Annotated in this window: 22 protein-coding genes; 17 read left to right on the top strand and 5 right to left on the bottom strand. The window is 64.0% G+C overall.

All coding sequences use genetic code 11. From position 1 onward, the window contains the following. Positions 1-44 precede the first annotated feature (44 nt). The 4 genes from M9955_05160 to M9955_05145 all read left to right on the top strand — a co-directional run bounded on the left by M9955_05160 (position 45) and on the right by M9955_05145 (position 5,261). Positions 45-3,464, top strand: coding sequence for a helicase (locus tag M9955_05160; protein ID MCO5081034.1), 3,420 nt, complete (start codon positions 45-47; stop codon positions 3,462-3,464). Beyond that, complete coding sequence (locus tag M9955_05155; protein ID MCO5081033.1) at positions 3,464-3,853, top strand: RNA-binding S4 domain-containing protein; 390 nt, start codon at positions 3,464-3,466, stop codon at positions 3,851-3,853. The genes M9955_05160 and M9955_05155 overlap by 1 nt, the downstream gene beginning before the upstream one ends. A gap of 137 nt (positions 3,854-3,990) precedes the next feature. Next, complete coding sequence (locus tag M9955_05150; GenBank protein ID MCO5081032.1) at positions 3,991-4,329, top strand: ferredoxin family protein; 339 nt, start codon at positions 3,991-3,993, stop codon at positions 4,327-4,329. Positions 4,330-4,682: 353 nt separating this feature from the next. Continuing rightward, positions 4,683-5,261 carry a CarD family transcriptional regulator gene (locus tag M9955_05145; protein MCO5081031.1) on the top strand — a complete coding sequence of 193 codons (579 nt, stop codon included), beginning with the start codon at positions 4,683-4,685 and terminating at the stop codon, positions 5,259-5,261. A 175-nt stretch (positions 5,262-5,436) separates the two neighbouring features. Here the strand turns inward: M9955_05145 and M9955_05140 are convergent, their stop codons facing one another. Then, positions 5,437-6,210 (bottom strand): DeoR/GlpR family DNA-binding transcription regulator, encoded by a 774-nt coding sequence (locus tag M9955_05140; GenBank protein ID MCO5081030.1) that lies wholly within the window; start codon positions 6,208-6,210, stop codon positions 5,437-5,439. A gap of 344 nt (positions 6,211-6,554) precedes the next feature. On the opposite strand from M9955_05140, the gene M9955_05135 reads away from it, so the two are divergent. The 10 genes from M9955_05135 (at position 6,555) to M9955_05090 (ending at position 15,611) form a co-directional block, all read left to right on the top strand. Continuing rightward, entirely contained in the window at positions 6,555-7,961 is a 1,407-nt protein-coding gene (locus M9955_05135; protein MCO5081029.1) for an extracellular solute-binding protein, read from the top strand. A 105-nt stretch (positions 7,962-8,066) separates the two neighbouring features. Beyond that, a complete protein-coding gene (locus tag M9955_05130) occupies positions 8,067-8,939 on the top strand; it encodes a carbohydrate ABC transporter permease (protein ID MCO5081028.1) in 873 nt (290 codons plus the stop codon). Between the two features lie 5 nt (positions 8,940-8,944). Next, positions 8,945-9,862, top strand: a complete 918-nt coding sequence (locus M9955_05125) for a sugar ABC transporter permease (GenBank protein MCO5081027.1) — start codon at positions 8,945-8,947, stop codon at positions 9,860-9,862. Next, complete coding sequence (locus tag M9955_05120) at positions 9,862-10,950, top strand: ABC transporter ATP-binding protein (GenBank protein ID MCO5081026.1); 1,089 nt, start codon at positions 9,862-9,864, stop codon at positions 10,948-10,950. The genes M9955_05125 and M9955_05120 overlap by 1 nt, the downstream gene beginning before the upstream one ends. Continuing rightward, positions 10,947-12,056 carry an ABC transporter ATP-binding protein gene (locus tag M9955_05115; GenBank protein ID MCO5081025.1) on the top strand — a complete coding sequence of 370 codons (1,110 nt, stop codon included), beginning with the start codon at positions 10,947-10,949 and terminating at the stop codon, positions 12,054-12,056. Before M9955_05120 ends, M9955_05115 begins: the two co-directional genes overlap by 4 nt. Next, entirely contained in the window at positions 12,053-12,241 is a 189-nt protein-coding gene (locus M9955_05110; protein MCO5081024.1) for a hypothetical protein, read from the top strand. The genes M9955_05115 and M9955_05110 overlap by 4 nt, the downstream gene beginning before the upstream one ends. Before the next feature lie 2 nt (positions 12,242-12,243). Then, on the top strand, positions 12,244-13,254 hold the full coding sequence (locus M9955_05105) for a dihydroxyacetone kinase subunit DhaK (protein ID MCO5081023.1): 1,011 nt from the start codon (positions 12,244-12,246) through the stop codon (positions 13,252-13,254). Between the two features lie 8 nt (positions 13,255-13,262). Further along, complete coding sequence (dhaL, locus tag M9955_05100; protein ID MCO5081022.1) at positions 13,263-13,895, top strand: dihydroxyacetone kinase subunit DhaL; 633 nt, start codon at positions 13,263-13,265, stop codon at positions 13,893-13,895. Between the two features lie 29 nt (positions 13,896-13,924). Further along, positions 13,925-14,812, top strand: coding sequence for a 3-hydroxy-5-phosphonooxypentane-2,4-dione thiolase (gene lsrF, locus M9955_05095; GenBank protein ID MCO5081021.1), 888 nt, complete (start codon positions 13,925-13,927; stop codon positions 14,810-14,812). A 4-nt stretch (positions 14,813-14,816) separates the two neighbouring features. Next, positions 14,817-15,611 carry an SDR family oxidoreductase gene (locus tag M9955_05090; protein MCO5081020.1) on the top strand — a complete coding sequence of 265 codons (795 nt, stop codon included), beginning with the start codon at positions 14,817-14,819 and terminating at the stop codon, positions 15,609-15,611. Positions 15,612-15,619: 8 nt separating this feature from the next. On the opposite strand, the gene M9955_05085 is transcribed toward M9955_05090, so the two are convergent. Genes M9955_05085 through M9955_05075 form a run of 3 tightly spaced genes read right to left on the bottom strand, consistent with a single transcriptional unit; the run spans position 15,620 to position 17,912 of the window. After that, the gene (locus M9955_05085; protein MCO5081019.1) at positions 15,620-16,639 is read right to left on the bottom strand and encodes an LLM class flavin-dependent oxidoreductase; all 1,020 of its coding nucleotides are present in this window, start codon (positions 16,637-16,639) and stop codon (positions 15,620-15,622) included. Positions 16,640-16,682: 43 nt separating this feature from the next. After that, the gene (locus M9955_05080) at positions 16,683-17,138 is read right to left on the bottom strand and encodes an RpiB/LacA/LacB family sugar-phosphate isomerase (GenBank protein MCO5081018.1); all 456 of its coding nucleotides are present in this window, start codon (positions 17,136-17,138) and stop codon (positions 16,683-16,685) included. Positions 17,139-17,150: 12 nt separating this feature from the next. Then, complete coding sequence (locus M9955_05075) at positions 17,151-17,912, bottom strand: triose-phosphate isomerase (GenBank protein ID MCO5081017.1); 762 nt, start codon at positions 17,910-17,912, stop codon at positions 17,151-17,153. Between the two features lie 212 nt (positions 17,913-18,124). Between M9955_05075 and M9955_05070 the strand changes: the two genes are divergently transcribed. Together M9955_05070 and M9955_05065 are read left to right on the top strand one after the other, a co-directional pair. Then, positions 18,125-19,252, top strand: coding sequence for an iron-containing alcohol dehydrogenase (locus tag M9955_05070; GenBank protein ID MCO5081016.1), 1,128 nt, complete (start codon positions 18,125-18,127; stop codon positions 19,250-19,252). A gap of 36 nt (positions 19,253-19,288) precedes the next feature. Continuing rightward, entirely contained in the window at positions 19,289-19,786 is a 498-nt protein-coding gene (locus M9955_05065; GenBank protein MCO5081015.1) for a 2,4'-dihydroxyacetophenone dioxygenase family protein, read from the top strand. A gap of 21 nt (positions 19,787-19,807) precedes the next feature. Here the strand turns inward: M9955_05065 and M9955_05060 are convergent, their stop codons facing one another. Next, the gene (locus M9955_05060; GenBank protein MCO5081014.1) at positions 19,808-21,634 is read right to left on the bottom strand and encodes an amidase; all 1,827 of its coding nucleotides are present in this window, start codon (positions 21,632-21,634) and stop codon (positions 19,808-19,810) included. On the opposite strand from M9955_05060, the gene M9955_05055 reads away from it, so the two are divergent. Beyond that, complete coding sequence (locus M9955_05055) at positions 21,593-23,908, top strand: CehA/McbA family metallohydrolase (GenBank protein MCO5081013.1); 2,316 nt, start codon at positions 21,593-21,595, stop codon at positions 23,906-23,908. The two genes, M9955_05060 and M9955_05055, sit on opposite strands and share 42 nt — an antisense overlap. The last annotated feature ends 1 nt before the right edge of the window (position 23,909 follow it).

The following is a 23,909-nucleotide window of genomic DNA, read 5'->3' as shown; positions in this document are numbered from 1 at the left end:
CTTTCGCTGTTTCCGTCGAGCCGCATAAGGCAGTCCCTCCCGCGATGAACATCCAGACGAAGCCGGACGAGCCCCTGATCCTTTCGGGCCGCGACGTGACGGCGGTGCTCGGCCCCACCAACACCGGCAAGACGCATCTCGCCATCGAGCGCATGGTCGCGCATGAAAGCGGGCTGATCGGCCTGCCGCTGAGGCTGCTCGCCCGTGAGGTCTATGCACGCGTTTGCGAGAAGGTCGGTGCACACAAAGTCGCGCTGATTACCGGCGAGGAGAAGATCGTGCCGTCCGGCGCGCGCTATTCCGTCTGCACGGTGGAGGCAATGCCGCGCCAGACGGACGCCGCCTTCGTCGCTATCGACGAGGTGCAGATCGCCGGCGATCTGGAGCGCGGCCATATCTTCACCGATCGCATCCTGCATTTGAGGGGCCGGCAGGAGACGCTGCTGCTCGGCGCGGCGACCATGCAGGGCATTCTGCAGAAGCTGCTGAAGGGGATTTCCGTCGTCACCCGACCGCGCCTTTCGCATCTTGCATACGCGGGTTCAAAGAAGCTCACGCGTCTGCCGCACCGCTCGGCGATCGTCGCCTTTTCCGCAGACGAGGTCTATGCGATCGCCGAGTTGATCCGCCGCCAGCGTGGCGGGGCGGCGGTCGTGCTCGGTGCGCTCTCGCCCCGCACCCGCAACGCGCAGGTGGCGCTCTACCAGTCGGGCGACGTCGACTACCTGATCGCCACCGACGCCATTGGCATGGGCCTCAATCTGGATGTCGATCACGTCGCCTTCGCCCAGAACCGGAAATTCGACGGCTACCAGTTCCGCGATCTCAACCCGGCCGAGCTCGGCCAGATCGCCGGCCGCGCAGGACGCCATATGCGTGACGGCACTTTTGGCGTCACCGGTCAGGTCGATCCCTTCGCCGACGAACTTGTGGAGCGGATCGAGGCGCACGATTTCGATGCTGTGAAGGTGCTGCAATGGCGTACCGCGCGATTCGATTTCTACAGCCTCGACGCGTTGCGGCGGTCGATCGAAACGCCGTCGCCGGCCGAAGGACTGACGCGCGCCCTTCCTGCTGTCGACGCGCAGGCGCTGGAATTCCTCTCGAAGGATGACGAGGTGCGCCGGCTTGCCGTCACGCCGAACCGCGTGGCGCTGCTCTGGGAAGCCTGTGCGCTGCCGGACTATCGCAAGATCGCGCCGGCGCAGCACGCCGACATCATCGCGTCGATCTATTTTGACCTCGCCAGGCGCGGTCATGTCGACGAGAACTACATGGCCGAGCAGGTCCGCCGGGCAGACTCCACCGACGGCGACATCGACACACTGTCGCACCGTATCGCCCAGATCCGTACCTGGACCTTCGTGTCGAACCGGCCCGGTTGGCTGGCTGATCCGGCACACTGGCAGGAAAAAACGCGCGAGATCGAGGACAGGCTGTCGGATGCGTTGCATGACAGGTTGACGAAACGCTTCGTTGATCGCAGGACATCCGTGCTCATGAGGCGCCTGAGAGAGAATAGCATGCTTGAAGCCGAGATCAGCCCAGCCGGTACGGTGACCGTGGAAGGTCATCACGTCGGCGAATTGCAAGGGTTCCGCTTCACCGCCGACCAGAGTGCCGGCGGCGAGGAAGCCAAGGCGGTGAAGGCGGCTGCACAGAAGGCGCTCGCCGCCGAGTTCGAGGCGCGATCCGAGCGTTTTTCCATTTCGCCCAATCACGACATCGCGCTTGGGTCCGACGGCGTCCTGCGCTGGATCGGCGCGCCGATCGGCACGCTGACTTCCGGCGAGGACCCGCTCAAGCCACGCGTCATCCTGCTCGCCGACGAGCAGTTGACGGGTGCGGCCCGCGACAAGGTCGTGGCGCGCGCGGAACGTTTCGTCGGTTTCCAGATCGAGACGTTCCTGAAGCCGCTGGCCGACCTCAAATCGGCCGAGCAGCTCTCCGGCATCGCCCGTGGCATAGCTTTCCGTCTGGTCGAAAATTTCGGCCTGATCGAGCGCCGCGCCATCGCCGACGACGTGAAGTCGCTGGATCAGGAAGGGCGCGGCGCGTTGCGCCGGCTCGGCGTCCGGTTCGGCGCCTACCATATCTTCGTGCCGGCTCTGCTGAAGCCCGCGCCGGCCAGCCTCGTCACGCTTCTCTGGGCGCTGCAGAACGACGGCAAGGACAAGCCCGGTTTCGGCGACATCGTGCATCTGCTGGCTTCCGGCCGCACCTCCGTCGTGGTCAACCAGTCTTTCGAGCCGGTTTTCTACAAGCTGGCGGGCTTCCGCATCCTCGGCAGAAGGGCGGTGCGCGTCGACATTCTCGAACGGCTGGCCGATCTCATCCGGCCGGCTCTGTCTTGGCGTGCCGGAACCGGCCCACGTCCCGAAGGCGCCTATGATGGCGCCGCCTTCATGGTGACGCCCGCCATGATGTCGATCCTCGGCGCCAATGCCGACGACATGGAGGAGATACTCAAGGGCCTCGGCTATCGCGGCGAGGCGAAGCCTGCAGCCGACGTCAAGGCGAAGGTGGAAGCGATGGACGAGGCGGCCCGCAAGGCCGCCGCCGATGCCGCGGCGAAAAGGGAAGCCGAGGCTGCCGCGAAGGCGGACGGCCCTGTTGTTTCCGCGGAAGCCGGAGAGGCGACATCTGTCGCTGCGCCCGATGCTGATGGTGGCGCGGATGCCTCCGCTCCCGTCGAGAAAGGCGCTCTTGCTGAGCCTGCGGAAGGATTGGCGGACGCCGCTTTCGACGCTGATTCCCATACCGATGCGCCTGAGGAGACGGAAGCTGACGCGGAAGTCGTTGAGGCTCCAGATGCGGCGTTTGCGGAATCCGAGGCTCAGGGCGCTTCGACCGAACAGGACGCGTCCGGCGAGGAGCAGGGACCGGTAGGGCAGAGTGTCGCCGCTACCGTGGTTGAGTCCTTGCCTTCGGCCGAAATCGAGACGGAAGCGCCGGCCGCGACGCCGGAAACAGCGGAGACGGCTGTCGAAAGCCCCGCCGAAGAGGCCAAACCGATCCTCCTCTGGCGTCCACAGCGCGCGGAAGGCCGTCCGCGCCATCGCCACGGCGACCGCAACCGGCAAGGCCAGCGTGGTCGTCCCGGTCAGGCGAACGCGGGGGAGGCCGCGGACAATCGCGGACCCCGCCAGGGCAAGCCGCATTTCAATCGTGACCGGCAGCGGCAGGGCGGGCAGAGCGGCGAAGACCGGGGCGATCGCCAGCAACGTCATGGAAAACCCGGCGGACGTCCGGATCAGGAAAAGCGCTTCGAGAGCGGCGGCCGGCCCGACCAGCGTGGCGACCGCGCCGAGAAGCGCTCCGACGATCGCCGCGCCGACGACCGGCATAACAAGGGCGGCAAGCCGCATTTCAAGCAGAAGCCGCGCGAGGAGAGGCCGGTGCGCTTTGACCCCGACTCGCCCTTCGCAAAACTGGCCGCGCTGCGCGACCAACTCAAGAAGTGATGGCGGGCGAAGGACGGCAGCGCATCGACAAGTGGCTGTTCTTCGCGCGCATCCTCAAGTCGCGTTCGCTCGCGGCCAAGCTGGTGCAGGCGGGCCGTGTCCGCATCAACGGCGGGAAGACCGATCAGGCGTCGAGCGTCGTCAAACCCGGTGACGTGCTGACGCTCGGTCTTGACCGTCGCATCAGCGTGTTGCGCGTCGTTGCCTGCGGCGAGCGCCGGGGCCCGTACGAGGAAGCGCGACTGCTCTACGATGATCTTTCGCCCGAGCCGGCGCCGGTCGACCGGCTGCTGCCGGATGCGGTGAGCCCGCTGCGGGAGGCGGGCAGCGGACGGCCCACCAAGAAGGAGCGTCGCGCCACCGACCGGCTGTCTGGCAAGGACGATTGAGAAAGACCGCAACCGTGGAATCTCATTCCGTTCTGGCCCAATCCGGGCGAATTTGCCGCCCTTGCAAGCCTTGGTCAAAGCGGCTACCTCACCTTTAGCCAGGCGGCAGCCAAGCTCCGAAAGTTCACAGGTACCTCATGACCTACGTCGTCACCGACAACTGCATCAAGTGCAAGTACATGGACTGCGTCGAGGTCTGTCCGGTGGACTGTTTCTACGAAGGCGAGAACATGCTGGTCATCCATCCGGATGAATGCATCGACTGCGGCGTGTGCGAACCGGAATGCCCGGCGGAGGCGATCAAGCCGGACACGGAGTCAGGTCTCGACGCATGGCTGAAGATCAATGCCGACTTCGCCGACAAATGGCCGAACATAACCACTAAGAAGGAGCCGCCTGCCGACGCCAAGGAGTTCGACGGCGTCGAGGGCAAATATGATAAGTTCTTCTCGCCGGAGCCCGGCGAAGGCGATTGAAGCGGCGCCAGGGGCCGCCGCCGTCATTGCCGGAATTTTAGCCTGTCAAGTGGGTTGACAGTGCGCGGTTTGTTCGCGTTCGCAGCAAATTGTTGATTCTGTCGCATTTTTGTGGTACGACTTCCTCCACATGCCGGTGGCACAGCGTCAACCTAGGGCGGCTTTGCTTCATCTCTGAAAGGTGTCCTTCACTCATCGGATCAGGTCAGCTTGAGCCGGCAACGCGGTCGTCCCGCATGTCTGCTCTCGTCGGCACCGAATTGCGGATACCCTACCGGCGCGCATGCGGTCCCAAGGGCCGTCTCAGACGTCCGGCCGTCTGGCCGGCGACACACGAAGGAGTAATGGGCGTAATGGCAACTAACCCCCAGCAGAAGAAGTCGGCAGGCCGCAATGGCTTCAAGACAGGTGAATTCATCGTATACCCGGCCCATGGCGTGGGGCAGATCGTCGCAATCGACGAGCAGGAAGTGGCCGGACACAAGCTCGAACTCTTCGTGATCGACTTCCAGAAGGACAAGATGCGCCTCAAGGTGCCGGTGGCGAAGGCGACTTCCATCGGCATGCGCAAGCTTTCCGAGACCGACTATGTCGAGCGCGCGCTCAAGGTCGTCCAGGGTCGCGCGCGGATCAAGCGCACCATGTGGTCGCGCCGCGCCCAGGAGTACGATGCGAAGATCAACTCCGGCGACCTGATCCAGATCTCGGAAGTCGTGCGCGACCTCTATCGCGCAGACAACCAGCCGGAGCAGTCCTATTCGGAACGCCAGCTCTATGAGGCGGCGCTCGACCGCATGGCGCGTGAGATCGCGGCGGTAAACCGTATGTCCGAGACCGAAGCGGTTCGCCTGATCGAGACCAACCTCAACAAGGGTCCGAAGCGCGGCGCGAAGGCAGACAACGAGGAAGCCGAGCAGGACGAGGCTGCCTGAACGGAACTGACGCCGAGCCTTTCACGCTCTGGCAAAGCATATCCTGCATTTGCGACGTAGTTGGCGCATTTGCCTGTTCGATCTCAGAGACAAGGTGGCCTGTGTGTCGCCTTGTCCCCGAATGGTTCGCTTCGAGCGGCTTGGGCCAGCTTGTTCGACCCAAATGACCTCTTCGCTAGACGAGTTCGAAGCGGACGCCGCCCTCGCGCAGGCGCTGTTGGGTTGCCTCGTCGACAGAGCGTGTCATCAGGACCAGATCGAAGTCCGTGAGATCCGCGACATGGATCAAGGCGGTAAAATGAAACTTGCTGTCGTCGACGAGCAGGATCTTGCGGCGCGCGATCTCCATCATGGCCTGCTTGGTGCGCACGACGTGCTCGTCCTGCGTGTATAGCGAGAGGCCGCGGATCGTCGTCGTCGACATGACCGCGACATCGACATGATACGACCGGATGGCTTTCTCGCAGGCCATGCCGAAAAAGCCGTTATAGCCGCGATGGTAGCGTCCCCCGAGCGCAATCAGGTCGACCTCGGCCATGTTGTGCAGACGTTCCATCACCGGCAGTGCGTTGGTGATGACCGTCACCGGCGTCACGGCGTCGATATAATCGCACATATGATAGGTCGTCGAACTGTCGTCCCAGACGATCGCGTTGCCCGGTTCGATATGCGCCACGGCGGCTTTGGCCAAGGCCTGTTTCTCAACCACCTTCTGTCGCGCGCGATAGACGTAGCTGCTTTCGAACAGCATCGTCTTCTCGGCCGAGACGGAGCCACGCACGCGGCGAACGAGACCCTGCTCCTGCAGGTCGTTGAGATCGCGATGGATCGTCATCAGGCTGACGTCGAGCCGCTCCGCGAGATCCTTTATCTGCACCGAACCGCCATCCATGAGAACGCGCATGATCTCGGCGCGCCGCCGCTCGGCCTTCGAATTCTGAACAGTCATCAGCTCCATTCCTCTTCTTAACATTTTTATCGCCATTGACCATAAGAATGTTAAAAGTAATCACGACAATCGTTTATCGGCGCAAGCCTGCCGCATATCGCCGCTCGGACTGTCGGAGCCGCCCTGAAGTTCCGGCGGGAATTGCATATATTTCAATGGGATATGGCGATCAGAAATAGCATCGGACTGCACCATTCCCCGCATGTCGGTGGAGTATCTAACAATTTTTTGGTACGATTCACTTTTTTCTTGATAAAAATAACAACGGAAAATATGGTCTTCATGGGTAGCGGAAGGCCGGGAGGTACGGCGGGCGCCGCCCTTGAACCCTTTTGGAGGAACTCATGAACACGAGAACGCGCCTGCGTCTCATGGCGTCTTCGCTTGCGCTCGGATCGGCACTGACAGCCACCGCCGCTTCGGCTGAAACCAATCTTACGTTCGTCTGGCATGCCGGCACCTGCGCCGATGCGCTGGTCGACATCGCCAAGGACTATCCGGACAAGTCTGTGAAGATCGTGCCGGCGCTGGTCCCCTACGGCCCGCAGTGGCATGACAAGATCGCGTCCGAATTCGCCATCCAGGGCGATGCCTTCGACTTCGCCATGTGGGACAGCCAGTCCACGGCCGAGTTCGCCTCGCATGCCGTGAAGATCAACGACATCTTCGACAAGTCGAGCTACCTGAAGGCGGACATTTTCCCGCCGGCTTCGCTGTCGCGTTACGGCGAATATCCGGACGGATCGGGCGAGTTCTACGGCCTGCCGGCCAATCAGGACGCCTATGGCCTGACCTACCGCAAGGACCTCTTCGAGGACCCGAAGGAACAGGAAGCCTTCAAGGCCAAATACGGCCGCGACCTCGCGGTGCCGCAGACCTATCAGGAAGCCAGGGACGTCGCCGAATTCTTCACCCGTCCCGACCAGGGCCTTTACGGCTGGGCGCAGATGGGCGGCCGCGACTACGACTTCGCCACGACGGCGTCGAACTCCTTCCTTTGGTCCTTCGGCGGCGAACTCTACAATCCCGAGACCTTCGAGGTGAAGGGCTATCTCGACTCGCCCGCTTCGGTGGACGGCGTGCAATTCTATGTCGACATGTTCAAGTTCGGCCCTCCCGGCTCGACCAACTGGGGCTTCGACGAGGTGAACACCGCGATCCAGCAGGGTCAGGTCGCCATGGCCATGCAGTGGTTCTACTTCAATGGCTCCAACGCCGACCCGAAGGTCTCCAAATTCGCCGACAAGGTCGGCTTCGCCGTGCTGCCGGGCGCGGTCGGCCGTGACGGCAAGTTCCGCCGCCAGTTCTCGGTCGGCGGCCAGGGCATGGGCATCAACAAATACTCCAAGAAGCTGCCGGAACTCACCGCGTTCATGGAGTGGTACTTCCAGCCGGAACAGCAGAAGCGCTACGCCGCCGTCTGCCAGACCGGACTTAAGTCCGTGCTGGAAAGCCCGGACTGGCAGAACCTGAACTCCTACAACAAGCAGTTCTCGCAGGCTCTCGCCTACCTGAACGACTACTGGCACCTGCCAGAATATCCGGTGCTGCTGGATGAGCTTCAGCAGGAAGTCTCGGCTGCAGCCGCCGGCACCAAGACGGTGCAGCAGGCTCTCTCCGACGCCGCCGAGAAGAACGAGCGTACGCTCGAGCGCGCCGGCTACGAGATCAAGCGCGGCGAGAAGACCCCGGAAGTGCCGGATCAGGAAATCTCGCCGGTCGGCCAGGACAGCGTCGTTCCCGTCCAATAATATGCCGACAAGCGGATGCGCGGCTTGACGCCGTGCATCCGTTCAATGCCCGATAGGACCGAAGCCGGATCGCCATCATGGCGTCCGACCGGGGACAGCCATCCAATGAACACGTCTCGCACATCGCCGGTCGACATGGCTACGCGCTGGCTGATCCTCGGCCTGCTCGTCGTCTACACCATCTATAATATCGGCCCAATCTTCTGGCTGGTCCTGTCTTCGCTGAAAAGCCGCATGGACCTGTTCTCCATGCCGCCGAAACTCTTCTTCACGCCCGACCTGAGCGGCTATCAGAGCGTTTTCGGCGTCGGCGCGGCGAAGGACAGCGCCTCGTCGGTCGGCGTGTTCGATTCGCTCGTCAACTCGATCATCGTCTCGTTCAGCGGCACCGCGCTCGCCGTCTTCTTCGGCACGCTCGCCGGCTATGTCTGCTCGCGCTTCAATTTCATCGGCAAGGGCGACTTCATGTTCTTCGTCCTGTCGACGCGCATGCTGCCGCCGGTCGCCGTCCTCGTCTTCTACCATTTGATGTTCGCGCGGCTCGGTCTCGCCGACACGCGCTTTGGCCTGATCCTCGTCTCCATCTTCGCCAATGTCGGCCTCGCCACCTGGATCATGAAAGGCTTCTTCGACGGCGTGCCGAAGGAGGTCGAGCAGATCGCCATCGTCAACGGCTACACGCGCATGTACGCGTTCCTCAAGCTTGTCCTGCCGATGGTGAAAGGCGGCATCGCCGCCACCGCCGGCTTCTGCTTCATCTTCGCCTGGAACGAATTCGCCTTCGCCTCCATCCTCACCACCACGCAGGCCAAGACGCTGCCGGTGAAGATCTCCGCCGCGTCGGGCGCCACCGGCATCGAGTGGACGCAGATCTGCGCCGCCGGCGTGGTACTGATCGTGCCCGTCCTCATCTTCTTCTATCTGATCAGAAAGCACCTGCTGATGGGCATGACCTTCGGCGTGCTGGGGCGCAGGTGATCGCCATGACCGCCGAAACCCACGCCGCCCGCCAGGCCGAACTCAGGCGCCGCTCCTCCGGCAGGCTGATGATCTTCGGCTTCCTGTCGCCGACGCTCGCCATCCTGCTCTTCATGGTGGCGTATCCGATCTTCTCGCTGATCTACTATTCGTTCTTCAACTTCTCGGCGCTGCGCCAGACGACGATGAAGCCGATAGGCCTGCGCAATTACGAGTTCCTGCTCACCGATCCGGAACTGTGGGAGCGCTTCGTCTTCACCGGCAAATTCGTCTTCATCTGCGTGACGCTGCAGATGCTGATCGGCATCTTCGTAGGCTATCAGCTCCAGAAGAACTTTCGCGGACGCGACCTCGTCTTCACGCTCCTGATGATGCCGATGATGCTGTCGCCCGTCGTCGTCGGCTTCCTCTGGCGCTACATGCTGAATTCGGAGTGGGGTATCGTGAATTTCCTGCTCTCCTCGATCGGCCTGCCGAAGGTAGACTGGCTGGGCCAGACCAATGCGGCGTTGTGGGCGGCCGCCGCCGCCGACACCTGGATGTGGACGCCCTTCATCATCCTGCTCGCGACGGCTGCCTTCCGCGGCATTCCGGAAACCATCTACGAAGCGGCCGAGGTCGATGGCGCCAGCCCTGCCTACCGCTTTTTCCGCATCACCCTGCCGATGTCCGCTCCCGTGCTCTTCATTGCGCTGATCCTGCGCCTGATCGACAGTTTCAAGCAGTACGACCTCTTCGTCGCACTGACGGGCGGCGGGCCGGGCTCCAGTACTGAAACCGTGTCATATGCCGTCGCCAAGACCGCCTTCAGCTATTTCTACACGGGCGAGGCATCGGCGCTGGCGGTCATCCTGCTCGTCATCATCATCGGCCTGTCGATGATCCTGGTCCGCCATTTGCAGAAGATGGGCGAGAAGTACTGATGGCCGAGATCTCGCTCAAGAACCTGACCGTCGACTTCGCTGGCTTCAAGGCCGTCGACGACGTCAGCCTGACGGTAAAGGACGGCGAGTTCGTCGTCTATCTCGGGCCTTCCGGCTGCGGCAAGACGACGACGCTGCGCTGCATCGCCGGCCTCGTGGGCGCTACCGGCGGCGACGTGCTGTTCGACGGAAAACGCGTCAACGAGCTTTCCGCCAGCGAGCGCAACATCGCCATGGTGTTCCAGTTCGTGTCGCTCTACCCGCATCTGAAGATCCGCGAGAACATCGTCTTCCCGCTCAAGGCGCGCGGCGTCGCCAGGGCCGAGATCGCCCGCAAGCTTGAATGGGTCACCGACGTGTTCAAGCTATCCGATGATCTAGACCGCTACCCGGCTGCGCTGCCGCCCGGCGCGCGCCAGAAAGTGGCGCTCGCCCGCGCCGTCATCCGCGACCCGGCCGTGCTGCTCCTCGACGAACCGCTCTCGGCCATCGACGAGCAGTTCCGCGAGGAAATGCGCTGGGAACTCGGCCACCTGCAGCGCCAGCTCGGCGTCACCACCATCTACGTCACGCACGACCAGCGCGAGGCGATGTCGCTCGCCGACCGCATCGTGCTCATGAACAACAGCCGCATCGTGCAGATTTCCGAGCCCGACCGCATCTTCTTCGACCCCGTCGACGTCTTTGCCGGCCAGTTCATCGGCTCGCCGTCCATGAACCTGATCGACCTCGTGCCGGTCGATGGCGGGCTGCGCCTCGGCGACAGCGGCGTGACGCTGACCGCCGCGCATCACCACCTGCCGGACTGGGCGCTCGCATCGCGAAAGCCTTTGAAGCTCGGGGTGCGACCCCTCAACGTCCATCTGGTCGACGGCAAGGATGCCGGCGTCTCCATGCCGATCGACGATGTCTTCTCCGTCGGCCGTGAACGCTTCTTCTCGTTCCGCATCGGCGACAACATCCATCAGGGCGTGGACAAGCGGACGGCGCGCGCCGGCACCGAAGGTCGCGTGCATTTCGACCCCGGCGGCCTTCTCTTCTTCGACGCGGCGACCGGCCGCCGCGTGAGCGGGGAGATCGCGGCATGAGTGCGGTTCCGATGCTCGAACTACAGGGATTGAAGAAGTCATATCGCGGCAAGCGCGCCCTGCGTGGCCTTGACCTGACGGTCAACGACAACGAGATCTTCGCGCTGCTCGGGCCGACCGGCGCGGGCAAGAGCTCCACCCTGCTCGCCTCGGCCGGCCTGATCGAGCTCGACGCCGGCAAGGTGCGTCTTGCGGGCCGCGAGGTGACGGATGCCGACCCGGCCAGTCGCGATGTCGCCATCGTCTTCGAGGGTTTCAACCTGCTGCCGGTACTCAACGTCAGGGACAACATCGCCTTCGCGCTCCGCTCGCCGGCCTATCGCGAGGCGGAGGACGAGATCGCCCGCCGCGTCGGCCACACCGCCGAGCTTCTGCGCATCGCGCATCTGCTCGACCGCGATGTCGGCACGCTCTCCGGCGGCGAGAGGCAGCGTGTGGCGATCGCCCGCGCCCTCGTGCGTCGTCCTCAGATATTCCTGCTCGACGAGCCGCTTTCGGCGCTCGACCTGAAGCTGCGGGAAGGCCTCCGCGCCGAACTGCGCCAGATCCATCGGCAGCACCGGTCGACCATGCTCTATGCGACGCACGACTATCACGGCGCGATCGCCATCGCCGATCGGATAGGCATCATCGACGGCGGCCAGATCCAGCAGTCCGGCACCATCGACCAGATTTATGATCTGCCGGCGAATGTTACGGTCGGAAAGCTGGTCGGCAGTCCGGCCATGGCTTTCCTCGAGGCCACGATCGAGGATGGCCACGTCGTCATCAAAGGCGCGGCGCAGCGCCTGCCGCTCGCCGGCTTCGGCACTATTGCGCGCGCCGACGGCCCGATCCTGTTCGGCGTGTGGCCGGAGGATATCGAGGTGGAGGCAGCCGACGCCTTGGGGGGTAGCCGGGGCAGCATCTATGCGGTCGACAATCGCGGTTTCGAGCGCGCAGTGCAGGTCGAGACTACGGCCGGCTTCTTCCGCAAGGTGGTACCCCTTTCCATGTCGCTCGAACAGGGCGACGCCTGCTCCTTCCGTATTCCTGCCGGAGCCGGCTTTCTTTTCGCCGCCGGAAGCGGGCGACGCATCTCCCATCAGGACGGGAGGACCGCATGAACGCGAACACCAAGAACTGGGCCTACCGCATCGCGAGCGGGCTGATCCTGATCGGCTTCGCGATGCTCTGCCAGCCCTTCACCCATGACCTGTTCGTGCTTGGATTCCCCGTGCTGCTCGCGGGCGTCGTCTTGTTCATGGTGCTGGACCACGTACCGGACGGCAGGATCAAGGAGGAGGACTGAACATGGCGCGACCGGCTAAAAAGATACTCAATGACCCCAAGAAGGTCGTGGCCGAGATGATCGAGGGTCTTGTGCTGGCCAATGACGGCCGCGTCGCCAAGCTGCCCGGTCACAACGCCATCGTCCGCACCGATCTGCCGGAGACCAAGGTCGGCCTCCTGATCGGCGGCGGCAGCGGTCACGAGCCATTGTTCCACGGCTTCGTGGGCAAGAACATGGGCGACGGCGCGGCCTGCGGCCAGGTCTTCGCCGCACCCTCGCCGGACATCATCGTCGCAGCCGCAAAGGCGGTTCATCGCGGCAAGGGCGTACTGTTCCTCTATGGCAATTATGCCGGCGACAACATGAACTTCGATATGGCCTCCGAGATGCTGGTGGAGGACGAGGGCATCGAGGTGCGCACCGTGCGCATCACCGACGACGTTGCCGCCGCGCCGCCGGATCGCGTACATGACCGCCGGGGCATCGCCGGCGACGTCTACGCCATCAAGGTGACGGGTGGCGCCGCCGCCGAACTCGACAGCCTGGACGAGGTCGAGCGCGTCGCGCGCAAGGCCGTCGCCAACATCCGTTCGATGGCTGTGGCGGTCGCCGCCGGCTCCATCCCCGAAACCGGCAAGCTCACTTTCGAATTGGCCGACGACGAGATCGAGATCGGCATGGGCGCGCATGGCGAGGCGGGCGTCTACCGGCAGAAGCTGACGACGGCAGATTCCGTCGCCGACCAGATGATGGAGAAGATCCTTGCCGATCTGCCGTTCAAACGCGGCGACCAGGTTGCCCTGATGATCAACAATCTCGGCGCGACGACGATGATGGAAATGCTGATCGTCAATCGTCGCATCCGCCAGATCTGCGAGCGCGAGGGCATCTCCGTCTACCGCACCGACGTCGGCACATGGGTGACGACGCAGGAAATGGCCGGCTTCTCGATCACGCTGATGCGGCTCGACGACGAACTGAAACACTATCTCGACCTGCCGGCGGAATCGGTCGGCTATTCCCGCATGTGAGGCTGGACATGGTGGCATCGCTCGATACGGCAGGCACGATCGCCATGTTGAAGGCGGTCGCGCAGGCGATCATCGACCAGACGGACGTGCTGACCGACGCCGACCTCGCCATCGGCGACGGCGATCACGGCACGGGCATGCGGCGTGGCTTCGAGGCCGCGCAGGAGGCTCTCAACGCCAACCCACCGGCGTCGGTCGAAGACGCGTTCAAGGCCGTCGGCATGGCGGTCCTGTCGCAGACGGGCGGCGCGGCCGGCGCGATCTTCGGCACGCTGTTCCGCTCCGGCGGCAAGGCTTTCGCCGGCAAGGATGCGGCCGACGGCGACGCCTTCGCGGCCTTTCTGGAAAGCGGCCTCGAAGCCGTGCTGAAGCGCGGGGGCGTCACCGAGGGCCAGAAGACCATCATCGACGCGCTGGCGCCGGCCGCACGAGCAGCGCGTGCCGCGGGCGGCTCGCTCGCCGATGTGTCAGCCGCCGCGGCGCGAGGAGCGCTGGACGGCGTCGAGGCGACGAAGGGCATGATCGCGACCACCGGCAAGGCGCGTTCGCTCGGCGAACGCAGCATCGGCCATCCCGATCCGGGCGCCATATCGGTCTCCATCATCCTCGTCGCCATGCGCGACTTCATCGCACGAAACTGACGGCGGAACCCGCCGGGAAAGGAATTCCGATGGCTGATCTCGATGACATCAAGGACGGCAAGGACTGGGGCCAGGACCAGCCGGCCGACACCAGCCGCTTCTACATCAAGGGCGCTGCCCACCATGACTGGGGCATGAAGGCCCGCATGGCGCGCGTCTTCAACCCGAAGAGCGGCCGGACCGTCATGCTCGCCTTCGATCACGGCTATTTCCAGGGGCCGACGACCGGTCTGGAGCGCATCGATCTCAGCATCGCGCCGCTCGCCGAACATGCCGATGTGCTGATGTGCACGCGCGGCTCGCTGCGCGCCACGATCCAGCCGGAAGTGAACAAGCCGGTGGTGTTGCGCTGCTCCGGCGGCAATTCCATCCTGACGGAGCTGTCGAACGAGCTCGTCGCCGTGGACATAGACGATGCGATCCGTATCGGCGCCGTCGCCATGGCCGCGCAGGTCTATATCGGCGCGGAGTACGAGCACAAATCCATCGCCAACGTCGTGAAGCTCATCGACACCGGCACGCGCTACGGCATCCCGACCATGGCGGTGACCGGCGTCGGCAAGGACATGGTGCGCGACGCCCGCTATTTCGGCCTCGCCACGCGCATCGCCGCCGAACTCGGCGCGCAGTTCGTCAAGTCCTATTACGTGGACGAGGGTTTCGAGCGCATCGTGCTCGGCTGCCCGGTGCCGATCGTCATTGCGGGCGGCAAGAAGCTGCCGGAGCGCGACGCGCTGGAGATGGCCTATCGCGCCGTCGACCAGGGCGCGGCGGGCGTCGACATGGGCCGCAACGTGTTCCAGTCTTCCAATCCCGTGGCCATGCTGAAGGCGCTCGCAAAGGTGGTGCACGAAGGCGAAAAGCCCGATCAGGCCTACGCCCTGTTCAGGGATCTCGAAGTCCGGAAGGCGGCCTGACGCCATGGATGCCGCCGCCGCTCCCGACATCCAGCTTGTCAGGCCGCTCGAAGGCCGCCTCGTCGCCGTGACCGGCGCGGGCAGTGGCATCGGGCGTGACATCGCGCGGACTTTCATCCGTGCCGGTGCAACGCTGGCGGCGCTGGATATCGATGCGGCGGCGCTTCACGCGCTGCGGGACGAAGTCGGATGCCACATCGCCATCTGCGACGTCACCGATGCGGCCTCCGTCGAAGCTGCCTTCGCCAGTCTCGAAAAGGCGCTGGGAGGCCTCGACATCCTGATCTCAAACGCCGGCTCGGCGCCGCAGGGCGCCATAGGCGACATATCGATCGCCGATTTCCGGCGCAGCTTCGATCTCAACTTCTTCGGCCATCAGCTCGTCTGCCAGACCGCGCTCAGAATCTTCCGCCGTCAGGGGCGTGGCGGCACCATACTGTTCAACATTTCCAACCAGTCGGTGAACCCGGGGAAGAATTTCGGACCCTACGGCATCCCGAAGGCGGCCGTCATGGCGCTGATGAAGCAGTATGCGCTCGACCACAGCCATGAAGGAATCCGGGTCAACGGCGTCAACGCCGGCCGCATCCGCACGGGCCTGATGACGGACCAGATGATCGCCGACCGCGCCGCCGCGCGCGGCATCACGCAGAAGGAATACATGTCCGGCAATTTGCTCGGTGTTGAGGTCACCTCGGTCGACGTCGCCGAGACGTTCCTGCATCTTGCATTGATGGACAAGGTCAATGCCGCCGTGCTGACTGTCGATGGCGGGACGATCGCGACTTCGTTGCGTTGAAGCGTTCGTCAGCGCCAGCCCAGCGCCGGCGCGACATGCTTCAGGATCGCCTCGATGACATGGACGTTATAATCCACGCCAAGCTGGTTCGGCACCGTCAGCAGCAGCGTGTCGGCTTCGGCGATCGCCTCATCCTCCTTCAACTGCTCCACCAGCACATCCGGCTCCGCCGCGTAGCTGCGGCCGAAGACGGCCAGCGTATTGGCCTCGATATAGCCGAAATGGTCCCGGCTATCGTCGTGTCCGAAATAGGCGTGGTCCCGTTCGTCCACCAGCGCGAAGATCGAACGGCTGACCGAGACGCGCGGCTCGCGTTCGTGGCCGGCTTCTTTCCATACGTTGCGGAAGGCGCGGATCTGCGCCGCCTGCTGGACATGGAAAGGCTCCCCGCCCTCGTCGAACTTCAGCGTCGAGCTTTGCAGGTTCATGCCGAGTTTTGCCGCCCACTCCGCCGTCGCATTGGTGGCCGCGCCCCACCAGATGCGCTCGCGCAATCCTTCGGAATAGGGTTCGACACGCAGGAGGCCGGGCGGATTCGGGAACATCGGGCGCGGGTTCGGCTGGGCGAATCCCTTGCCGCGCAGCACTTCCAGGAACACCTCGGCATGCTTGCGCGCCATGTCGGCGTCCGTCTGACCTTCCTGCGGCTCATAGCCGAAATAGCGCCAGCCGTCGATCACCTGCTCGGGCGAGCCGCGGCTGACGCCGAGCTGCAGCCGGCCGCCGGCGATCAGATCGGCTGCGCCCGCATCTTCTGCCATGTAGAGCGGATTCTCGTAGCGCATGTCGATCACCGCCGTACCGATCTCGATGCGACTGGTTCTGGCGCCTACTGCCGCCAGAAGCGGAAAGGGCGAGCCGAGCTGACGTGCGAAATGATGCACGCGAAAATAGGCGCCGTCCGCGCCCAGCTCTTCCGCCGCTACGGCAAGGTCGATCGATTGCAGCAGCGCATCGGCCGCCGAACGGGTCTGCGACTGCGGCGAGGGGTTCCAATGGCCGAACGACAGGAAACCGATCTTCTTCATCTGCACCCTTTCGTTTCCCCGATCACCGATCGGCCGATGCCGCTCAGCGGGCGTTGTATTTCGCGTCCACAGCGTCGATTGCCGCGACATTTCCGGCCGAACGTCCGTTCGGATCGAACGTTCCCTTGAGGAACGCGTCGGCGATCGACTTCGCCAGCTCCGGTCCGATCACGCGCGCGCCCATGGTGATGATCTGGGCATTGTTGGAGAGCGTCGCGCGCTCCGCTGAATAGGTGTCGTGTGTCAGCGCCGCGCGGATGCCCGGCACCTTGTTGGCGGCGATGCTGACACCGATGCCGGTGCCGCAGACAAGAATGGCGCGGTCGTATTTGCCGGCCAGCACCTCATTGGCGACGCGCTCGGAAAGGTTCGCATAGAACGGGTCGGCGCCGGCCTCGGTGCGCGAGACCTCGTCGACCTCGTGCGTGTTCTTCAAATGGTCGGCCAGTATCTTCGCAAGACCTTCGCCGGCGCTGTCGCCTGCAACCGCGATCTTCATTCGGCATCTCCTTCAGAGTGTTGCGGCGCATCTGGCGAGGATGTCGAGATAACCCTCGACAGTCCATGCGGCACGCCCGATGAACAGCCCGTCCACATGTGGGCAGGCGATGAGTTCAGCGCAATTGCCCGGATTGACCGAGCCGCCATAGAGGCAGGGAATTCGGCGGCCAAGCACATCCAGCGCGACGTCGATGATCTCGGCCTGACGGGCATCGGCATAGTCGGAGGTTGCCGGAATGCCGTTGGCGCCGATTGCCCAGACGGGCTCGTAGGCGAGGAGGATCGGCGCCGGCTTCTGTCTCTCGTCAAGGCGTGAGAGGGCCGTTCGCACCTGCATCGCCAGAACGTCCGATGCCCGGCCCGCCTCGCGCTCGGCCAGCGTCTCGCCGATGCAGATCAGCGGCATGAGTCCGTGCCGCACCGCCGCTTCGGTTTTCAGCGCCACCGTCTCATCCGTCTCGCCGAAATGCGTGCGCCGCTCGGAGTGTCCGAGTTCCACCAGGTCGAGGCCGCAATCGGTCAGCATCACCGGGGAAATCTCGCCGGTCCAGGCGCCGTCTTCCGCCCAATGCATGTTCTGTGCGCCGACCTTGACCGGCGTATCCCTCAGCATCGCCTTCACCTCGCGTACTGCGGTGAAAGGCGGGATGACGAAGCGCTGAATGCGCGAATCGCAGGAAGAATCCGCCGATCTCAAGCCTTTGGCGAAGGCGCGGGCTTCCGCCAGCGTCTTGTTCATCTTCCAGCTCGTGCCGATCCAGATTTCGGACATTAGCGTCGGTCCCTCCAGGATGCGTCAGTAGCGCAACCGGGCGATGAGCGACACGGTTTTCGCGGTCAAACGGACAGGAATCTGCCTGTATTCATCTGATTTCAAATCGCTCCGTTCGGTTACCCCGCGATAAGCGAATCCGGTTGATGCGAGCGGCGTCGGATGTCATGCAATCGGGTACAGCAGAACGACTCAACAGGCTCGGACAGCGCATGCCGCGTATAACCTATCTGACGACCATCGACTTCGGGCCGGGAGAACTGGCGTCGCTTCCGGCTGCGCTCACCGATCTCGGTATCGCCCGTCCCCTGCTGATTTCCGATGCGGGACTTGCAGCTTCGGGCCTTGTTTCGAGAGTGGCCGCGCCGCTCCCCACCGATGTGCCGGTCTTTCTCGAGACGCCGCCCAATCCGACGGAAAGCGCGGTGCATGCCGCGCTGGATCTCTATCAGGCAAAAGGCTGCGACGGGATCGTGGCGCTCGGCGGCGGATCGCCGATCGACCTTGCCAAGGGTGTGGCGCTTCTGGCCGCACATGGCGGCTCGCTGGAACAATATGCGGCGATCTATGGCGGCGTCGAACGGATCGGCCCGGCCGTCGCTCCGGTGATCGCCATCCCGACGACGGCGGGGACCGGTGCGGAGGTCGGCCGCGCCGCGCTACTGACGCTGGACGACGGCCGCAAGCTCGGCTTCGTCAGCCCACATCTCATTCCGCGCCGGGCCATCTGCGACCCGGAGCTGACACTCGGCCTGCCGCCCTATCTGACGGCCGCGACCGGCCTCGACGCCCTGTCACATTGCATCGAGACGCTGTTCTCGCCGCGCTATAATCCGCCGGCTGAGGCGATCGCGCTCGACGGCGCCGGTCGCCTCTGGCGCAACCTCCCGAAGGTCTTTGCCGACGGTTCGAATCTCGCGGCCCGCGGCGAGGTGATGATGGGCGCGCTGCATGGCGGCCTGTCGTTCCAGAAGGGCCTCGGCGCCGTGCATTCGCTCAGCCACGCGCTGGGCGGGCTGAAGGATCTGAAGCTGCATCACGGCACGCTCAACGCCATCCTGATGCCGATCGTCGTGCGCTTCAACCAGGCGCATGTCGGCGACAAGCTGGAGCGCCTGAAGACAGCCATGGGCCTTGCACCGGGAGCCGATCTGGCGGCCGAACTGGAAGCGCTCAACCGGCGCTTCGACCTGCCCGCCGGCCTTGCCGCGATGGGCGTCACGCGCGACCGGTTCGACTGGATCGTGGAGCGGGCGCTGGCCGATCACAGCCACGCGACGAACCCGCGCGCGGCGACCGCCGCCGACTATCGCGCGATGCTCGAAGAGGCTCTGGGCTGACATTCGCGCCGGCCATTGGTTACGGGGAGAAGACGCATGTACCAGGATATGGTGGGAACGACGCACCGCCTCGCGCCGCCCGAGATCGCGGTGCAGGCATTGCCGGATGACGAGCGCGTCTGGGTGCCCCAGGCGGACCGCGTCTGGTTCCGGCCGCTGATGCTCAACACCATGCAGGGCCAGTGGTGCAACCTGCTGCGCGTGCGCCGCGCCGGCGTGCTCTCGCGACACCTGCATCCCAACCCCGTGCATGGCTACGTCATCAAGGGAAAGTGGCATTATCGCGAGCACGACTGGATCGCCGACACGGGTTCCTATGTGTTCGAGCCGCCGGGCGAAATCCACACGCTGCTGGTGCCGGAGGATTGCCGCGAGATGATCACTTTCTTCAACATCACCGGCTCGATGATCTACCTCGACGAGGACGACCGGCACATCGGCTACGAGGACGTCTTCACCAAGATCGACATGTGCCGCGCGCACTATGAAAAGGTCGGTCTCGGCGTCGATTATGTCGACCAGTTCATTCGCTGAAGAGTCGAAGCACATCGGCACTTATGACAAGAGATCCGGCCGTTTATCGCGCCAAGGTCTGATATTTTCCAGCACCTGTGCGAGGTCCAGAACCCGCAGATCGTTAAAGGCGCGGGAGACGATCTGGATTCCGGTGGGAACTCCGTTGGCGGCAAAGCCGCTTGGCACGCTGATCACCGGCAGTTGACTAAGCATGTTGAACGGATAGGTCATGAACCAGGCAGAGGCGACGGAACGGGATGCCGGCTTGCCGTTGATGAGAATGTCGAGGTCGAGCGGCGACCGCTCGGCGGGCACGGACGGTATGGCATTCGTGGGACAGACAAAGGCGTGACAACGCTCCAGTATCGGACCTAGACGACCATACATTTCCACATGCACCTCGAGCGCGCGAACAAGCTGGGAAGGCGTCAGTGATTGGCCGTGCTCGATCATGTCGACCACGTAGTCCGACAGCTGCGGCCGCCATCTTTCGAAATCGGGCACCCGGCGTGCGGCCGAACCGCGGCTGGCATTCACCGCCAGCCAGGCCTCGAATGTTTCGTCCGTCCAGCCGAGGTCCACTTCTTCCAGGAAGCAACCGGCCTCGCTGAGCGCAGCCAGACTCTGGAACATGTTGGCGCGCACCTCATCATCGACCTGGAAATAGCCGAGATCGACGGAATAGGCGATGCGCCAGCCCCGGACATCCTGCGGCGTCGTGTGATAGTCGACGACTTCTGCAACCGTGCCGATGTCGTCGACATGGCGGCCTGCCGTCACCTGTTGCATCAGCCGGATATCGTCCACGGTGCTGGCCAGCGGGCCATAGTGCATATAGGGATCGAAGCTGGCCGCGAGGCTGTTGGGATTGCGGCCGTAGGGGGGCTTATATCCCAGAACGCCGCAGCATGCAGCGGGAATGCGGATCGACCCGCCGATATCGGAGCCGTCCGCCAGTGTCGACATGCCGGCCGCGAGCACCACGCCGGCGCCTGACGACGAGCCGCCGGGACCGTAATCGAGATTCCACGGGTTGCGCGTAACACCCCACAGGGGCGTGTAGCAGTTTCCCGCCTCGCCGAACTCGGGCATGGTCGAGCGTCCCAGCACGATGGCGCCTGAGTCGAGCAGCCGCTGCGCCGAAGGATGCGTCGCTGCCGGACGATGGTGTTCGTAGACCTTGGAACCGTAGGTCGTGATCTCGCCGGCGAGCGCGGTAGAATCCTTGACGACCAGCGACAGGCCTTCGAGCGGTCGCGCCGTATCGTTCCTGTATCGGGCCTCGGCGAGGCGCGCCTCAGCCAGGGCGCGATCGAAGAAGCTGTAGGTCAGCGCATTCACCCGCGGATTGACGCGCTCCGTCTGCGCGATCACCGCCTGCATGAACTCGACCGGGCTGAGGGCCCTGCTTCGGAACAGGCGAATGGCCTCGACGCCCGAGATGTAGCATAGATCGCTGTCGCTCAAACGAGACCTCCCAGACAGTTCGGAATAACAACTACGCTCCGCGATGATAGGACAGCAGCATCGCGCCATGCTTTGGCATTTCTCGAAGTGAATTTCGGACAGGTGGGCTTTTTCCGCTGTTTTGAAAGCGTCTAGATTTGCCGGCGGGCTCACGGGCTCGCCAACAGAGACGATGCCGTGCACAAGGACTATGAAACTCTCGACCTCAGCGGGGTCTTCAACAGCGACCTTTCCTTTTTCGAGGATGCTCACGAGGTAGAGCTGGGCCGGCGGATTCTGCATGGTCTGCCATTCGCTTTCGGCGACCGTGAGTCCGCTGCCTGTGTGCTGCGGATCGGCTCTGCTGAAACTATCCGAGTGCCCCTGCCTGCCCGGGTCGATTGGCTGATCTTTGCCCATGCGGTGCTGGAGACAGACTTGTTTTCCGGCGGCGCGGTGGGCGACGTTTGCGCGACCTACGCGCTCGTCTTCTCGGATGGGTCGCAACACGCTGTTCCCATCCGGCAGCGCTACGAAATCGGCCCGACGCCGCGCAAGTGGACCGGGCGGCCGATCCCGCTGGACTGGGGCCAGACGCCGTTCCTGGCGATGCCGGATACCGAGCAGCGGCTGATGCATCGCAGCCATGGCCGCTACGACGAAGCCGGCGCGCGCCTCGTCGAGATCGAGGACCCGCAGTCGCGGGTGCCCTATGTGCTGCCCTACCGTTTCTACGTGTGGGCGATGCGGAATCCCCACCCCGGCAAGGAGTTGAGCCACCTCATCCTCACGGGCGGAGGGCGCACGACCATCATCGGAGCAATCACAGCCGGGCTGACCGATGAGGAGCCGTTCGGCAGACAAGTGGCGGATGATCTGCTGGTCGAACTCGACCGGCCGGTGACGGAAGCCACCGAGATTGCGATCGACCGTGGTGTAAGTATCTATATGCACGCCGCGGTGGCGGCGAGCGAAGCGGGAGATCTGCCTGGCTGGGGCACGGCACGGCGGGGGGTACGGACCGGCTTCGCAAGCATTGCCGGCTCGCCAAGCGCCACGCTCGTCATCCGCGAAGCCGATGAGGAAGTCGGCCGGGTCCGCTTCGGAGATCTTGAGGCGGGAAACCCGGTCGAGGCGGGACCTGGGCTTCGCGTGACACGGGTCAACAGTAGCCGCACATGGCTCCGGATTACGGTCGCCGATGCCGCCACGGGAGAATTGCTCGCCTGCCGCATTCACATGCGCACGTCCGACGGCATTCCCGTCGCGCCCTACGGCCATCACACGCCGATAAATTCCGGCGGCGGAACATGGAACCTCGATATCGGTGGGGATGTGCGCATCGGCGGCCGCACCTACGCGGCGATCGACGGCGAATGCGAGGGATGGGTACCTGTCGGCGAGCTGACAGTCGAACTCGCCTGCGGCTTCGAGTACCGATCGGTGGAAACTGTCGTCACCATAGCGCCGGGCCAGAAACATCTCGCGCTGACGCTCGTACGGATCGCCGACATGGCCGCGGTCGGTTACGCCGCCGGCGACACTCACCTGCATTTCATTTCGAGCCAGGGAACCGAACTCGAAGCCCGCTGCGAGGGCGTCGCGGTCGCGAATCTGCTGCTCAGCCAATGGGGGCAGCACTATTCCAGCAAGGAGGAGTTCACCGGCCGTCCGCGCCAAAGCAACGACCGCCGGGTCGTCGTCTATGCCGGTCAGGAGAATCGATCGAACATGCTCGGCCACATCCACCTGCTCGGCATGCGGCGGCAGATCGTGCCCTGGTGCACCGGCGGCGCCGAGGAGGCCGCCATGGGAGGCGGGCTCGAAACCATGCTGTCGCACTGGGCCGACGAATGCCACGCCCAGGGCGGCATCGTGATTCTCGCGCATTTCCCGGTGCCTAATGGCGAGATCGCGGCGATGATCGCCACCGGCCGCGCCGACGCGATCGAGATGATCGCTCACGATCCGTACAACGTCGGGGAGTATTACCGTTATCTCAACGCGGGCTATCGCCTGCCCATTGTCGGCGGCACCGACAAAATGACGGCGGATGTCGCAGTCGGTCAGATCCGCACCTATGCCCGGATTGCCGACGCTCGCACGCCCGACTATTCGGCATGGCTGGAGGCGATCAAATGCGGCGACTGCTTCGTCACCTCCGGTCCGCTTCTCCAGTTGAGTGCAGATCAAAGGCCGCCGGGGAGCGAGCTTGTCGTGCGTTCCGGCCAGCGCCTTCGGATCAGGGCCGATGCGGTTTCCATCTTTCCACTGGCGCGGCTCGAACTCGTCGTCAACGGCGAAGTCGTCCACTGCGAGGCGCGCGAGGGGGTCGAGCGCATCGCTTTCGAGATCGATCTGCCGATCAAGGAGGCAAGCTGGCTGGCAGTGCGTTGTTTCGCCGGGCCGATACAAACGAATCATCACGATGTCTGGCAACGGCCGATCATGGGCCATACGTCGCCGATCTATGTCGGGGTCGACGGTCCATACCGTCGTTTCGATGCGAATACGCTGAAATACATGCAGGCGCTGACCGATGGCATCCGGCTGCACGTGACCGAGCGCGCTCGCCGACACTGGCCCGGTCCTGTGTGGCAGCGTCATGAAGAGACAGACCACCTCGCCTATCTGCTGCGGCCGCTGGACGAAGCGCTTGCAGCGATCCGGAACCGCCTCGAGGCGGGACAATAAA

Source organism: Rhizobiaceae bacterium (genome assembly GCA_023953845.1).
Classification (GTDB): domain Bacteria; phylum Pseudomonadota; class Alphaproteobacteria; order Rhizobiales; family Rhizobiaceae; genus Arvimicrobium.
The sequence above is the reverse complement of the archived record's forward strand: the minus strand, read 5'-3'. Positions and strand labels throughout refer to the sequence as shown.

Coding starts and splice junctions, on each gene's coding strand:
- M9955_05160 (MCO5081034.1), top strand. CDS start 45: ATGAACATCCAGACGAAGCCGGACGAGCCCCTGATCCTTTCGGGCCGC.
- M9955_05155 (MCO5081033.1), top strand. CDS start 3,464: ATGGCGGGCGAAGGACGGCAGCGCATCGACAAGTGGCTGTTCTTCGCG.
- M9955_05150 (MCO5081032.1), top strand. CDS start 3,991: ATGACCTACGTCGTCACCGACAACTGCATCAAGTGCAAGTACATGGAC.
- M9955_05145 (MCO5081031.1), top strand. CDS start 4,683: ATGGCAACTAACCCCCAGCAGAAGAAGTCGGCAGGCCGCAATGGCTTC.
- M9955_05140 (MCO5081030.1), bottom strand. CDS start 6,210: ATGACTGTTCAGAATTCGAAGGCCGAGCGGCGGCGCGCCGAGATCATG.
- M9955_05135 (MCO5081029.1), top strand. CDS start 6,555: ATGAACACGAGAACGCGCCTGCGTCTCATGGCGTCTTCGCTTGCGCTC.
- M9955_05130 (MCO5081028.1), top strand. CDS start 8,067: ATGAACACGTCTCGCACATCGCCGGTCGACATGGCTACGCGCTGGCTG.
- M9955_05125 (MCO5081027.1), top strand. CDS start 8,945: ATGACCGCCGAAACCCACGCCGCCCGCCAGGCCGAACTCAGGCGCCGC.
- M9955_05120 (MCO5081026.1), top strand. CDS start 9,862: ATGGCCGAGATCTCGCTCAAGAACCTGACCGTCGACTTCGCTGGCTTC.
- M9955_05115 (MCO5081025.1), top strand. CDS start 10,947: ATGAGTGCGGTTCCGATGCTCGAACTACAGGGATTGAAGAAGTCATAT.
- M9955_05110 (MCO5081024.1), top strand. CDS start 12,053: ATGAACGCGAACACCAAGAACTGGGCCTACCGCATCGCGAGCGGGCTG.
- M9955_05105 (MCO5081023.1), top strand. CDS start 12,244: ATGGCGCGACCGGCTAAAAAGATACTCAATGACCCCAAGAAGGTCGTG.
- dhaL (MCO5081022.1), top strand. CDS start 13,263: ATGGTGGCATCGCTCGATACGGCAGGCACGATCGCCATGTTGAAGGCG.
- lsrF (MCO5081021.1), top strand. CDS start 13,925: ATGGCTGATCTCGATGACATCAAGGACGGCAAGGACTGGGGCCAGGAC.
- M9955_05090 (MCO5081020.1), top strand. CDS start 14,817: ATGGATGCCGCCGCCGCTCCCGACATCCAGCTTGTCAGGCCGCTCGAA.
- M9955_05085 (MCO5081019.1), bottom strand. CDS start 16,639: ATGAAGAAGATCGGTTTCCTGTCGTTCGGCCATTGGAACCCCTCGCCG.
- M9955_05080 (MCO5081018.1), bottom strand. CDS start 17,138: ATGAAGATCGCGGTTGCAGGCGACAGCGCCGGCGAAGGTCTTGCGAAG.
- M9955_05075 (MCO5081017.1), bottom strand. CDS start 17,912: ATGTCCGAAATCTGGATCGGCACGAGCTGGAAGATGAACAAGACGCTG.
- M9955_05070 (MCO5081016.1), top strand. CDS start 18,125: ATGCCGCGTATAACCTATCTGACGACCATCGACTTCGGGCCGGGAGAA.
- M9955_05065 (MCO5081015.1), top strand. CDS start 19,289: ATGTACCAGGATATGGTGGGAACGACGCACCGCCTCGCGCCGCCCGAG.
- M9955_05060 (MCO5081014.1), bottom strand. CDS start 21,634: ATGGGCAAAGATCAGCCAATCGACCCGGGCAGGCAGGGGCACTCGGAT.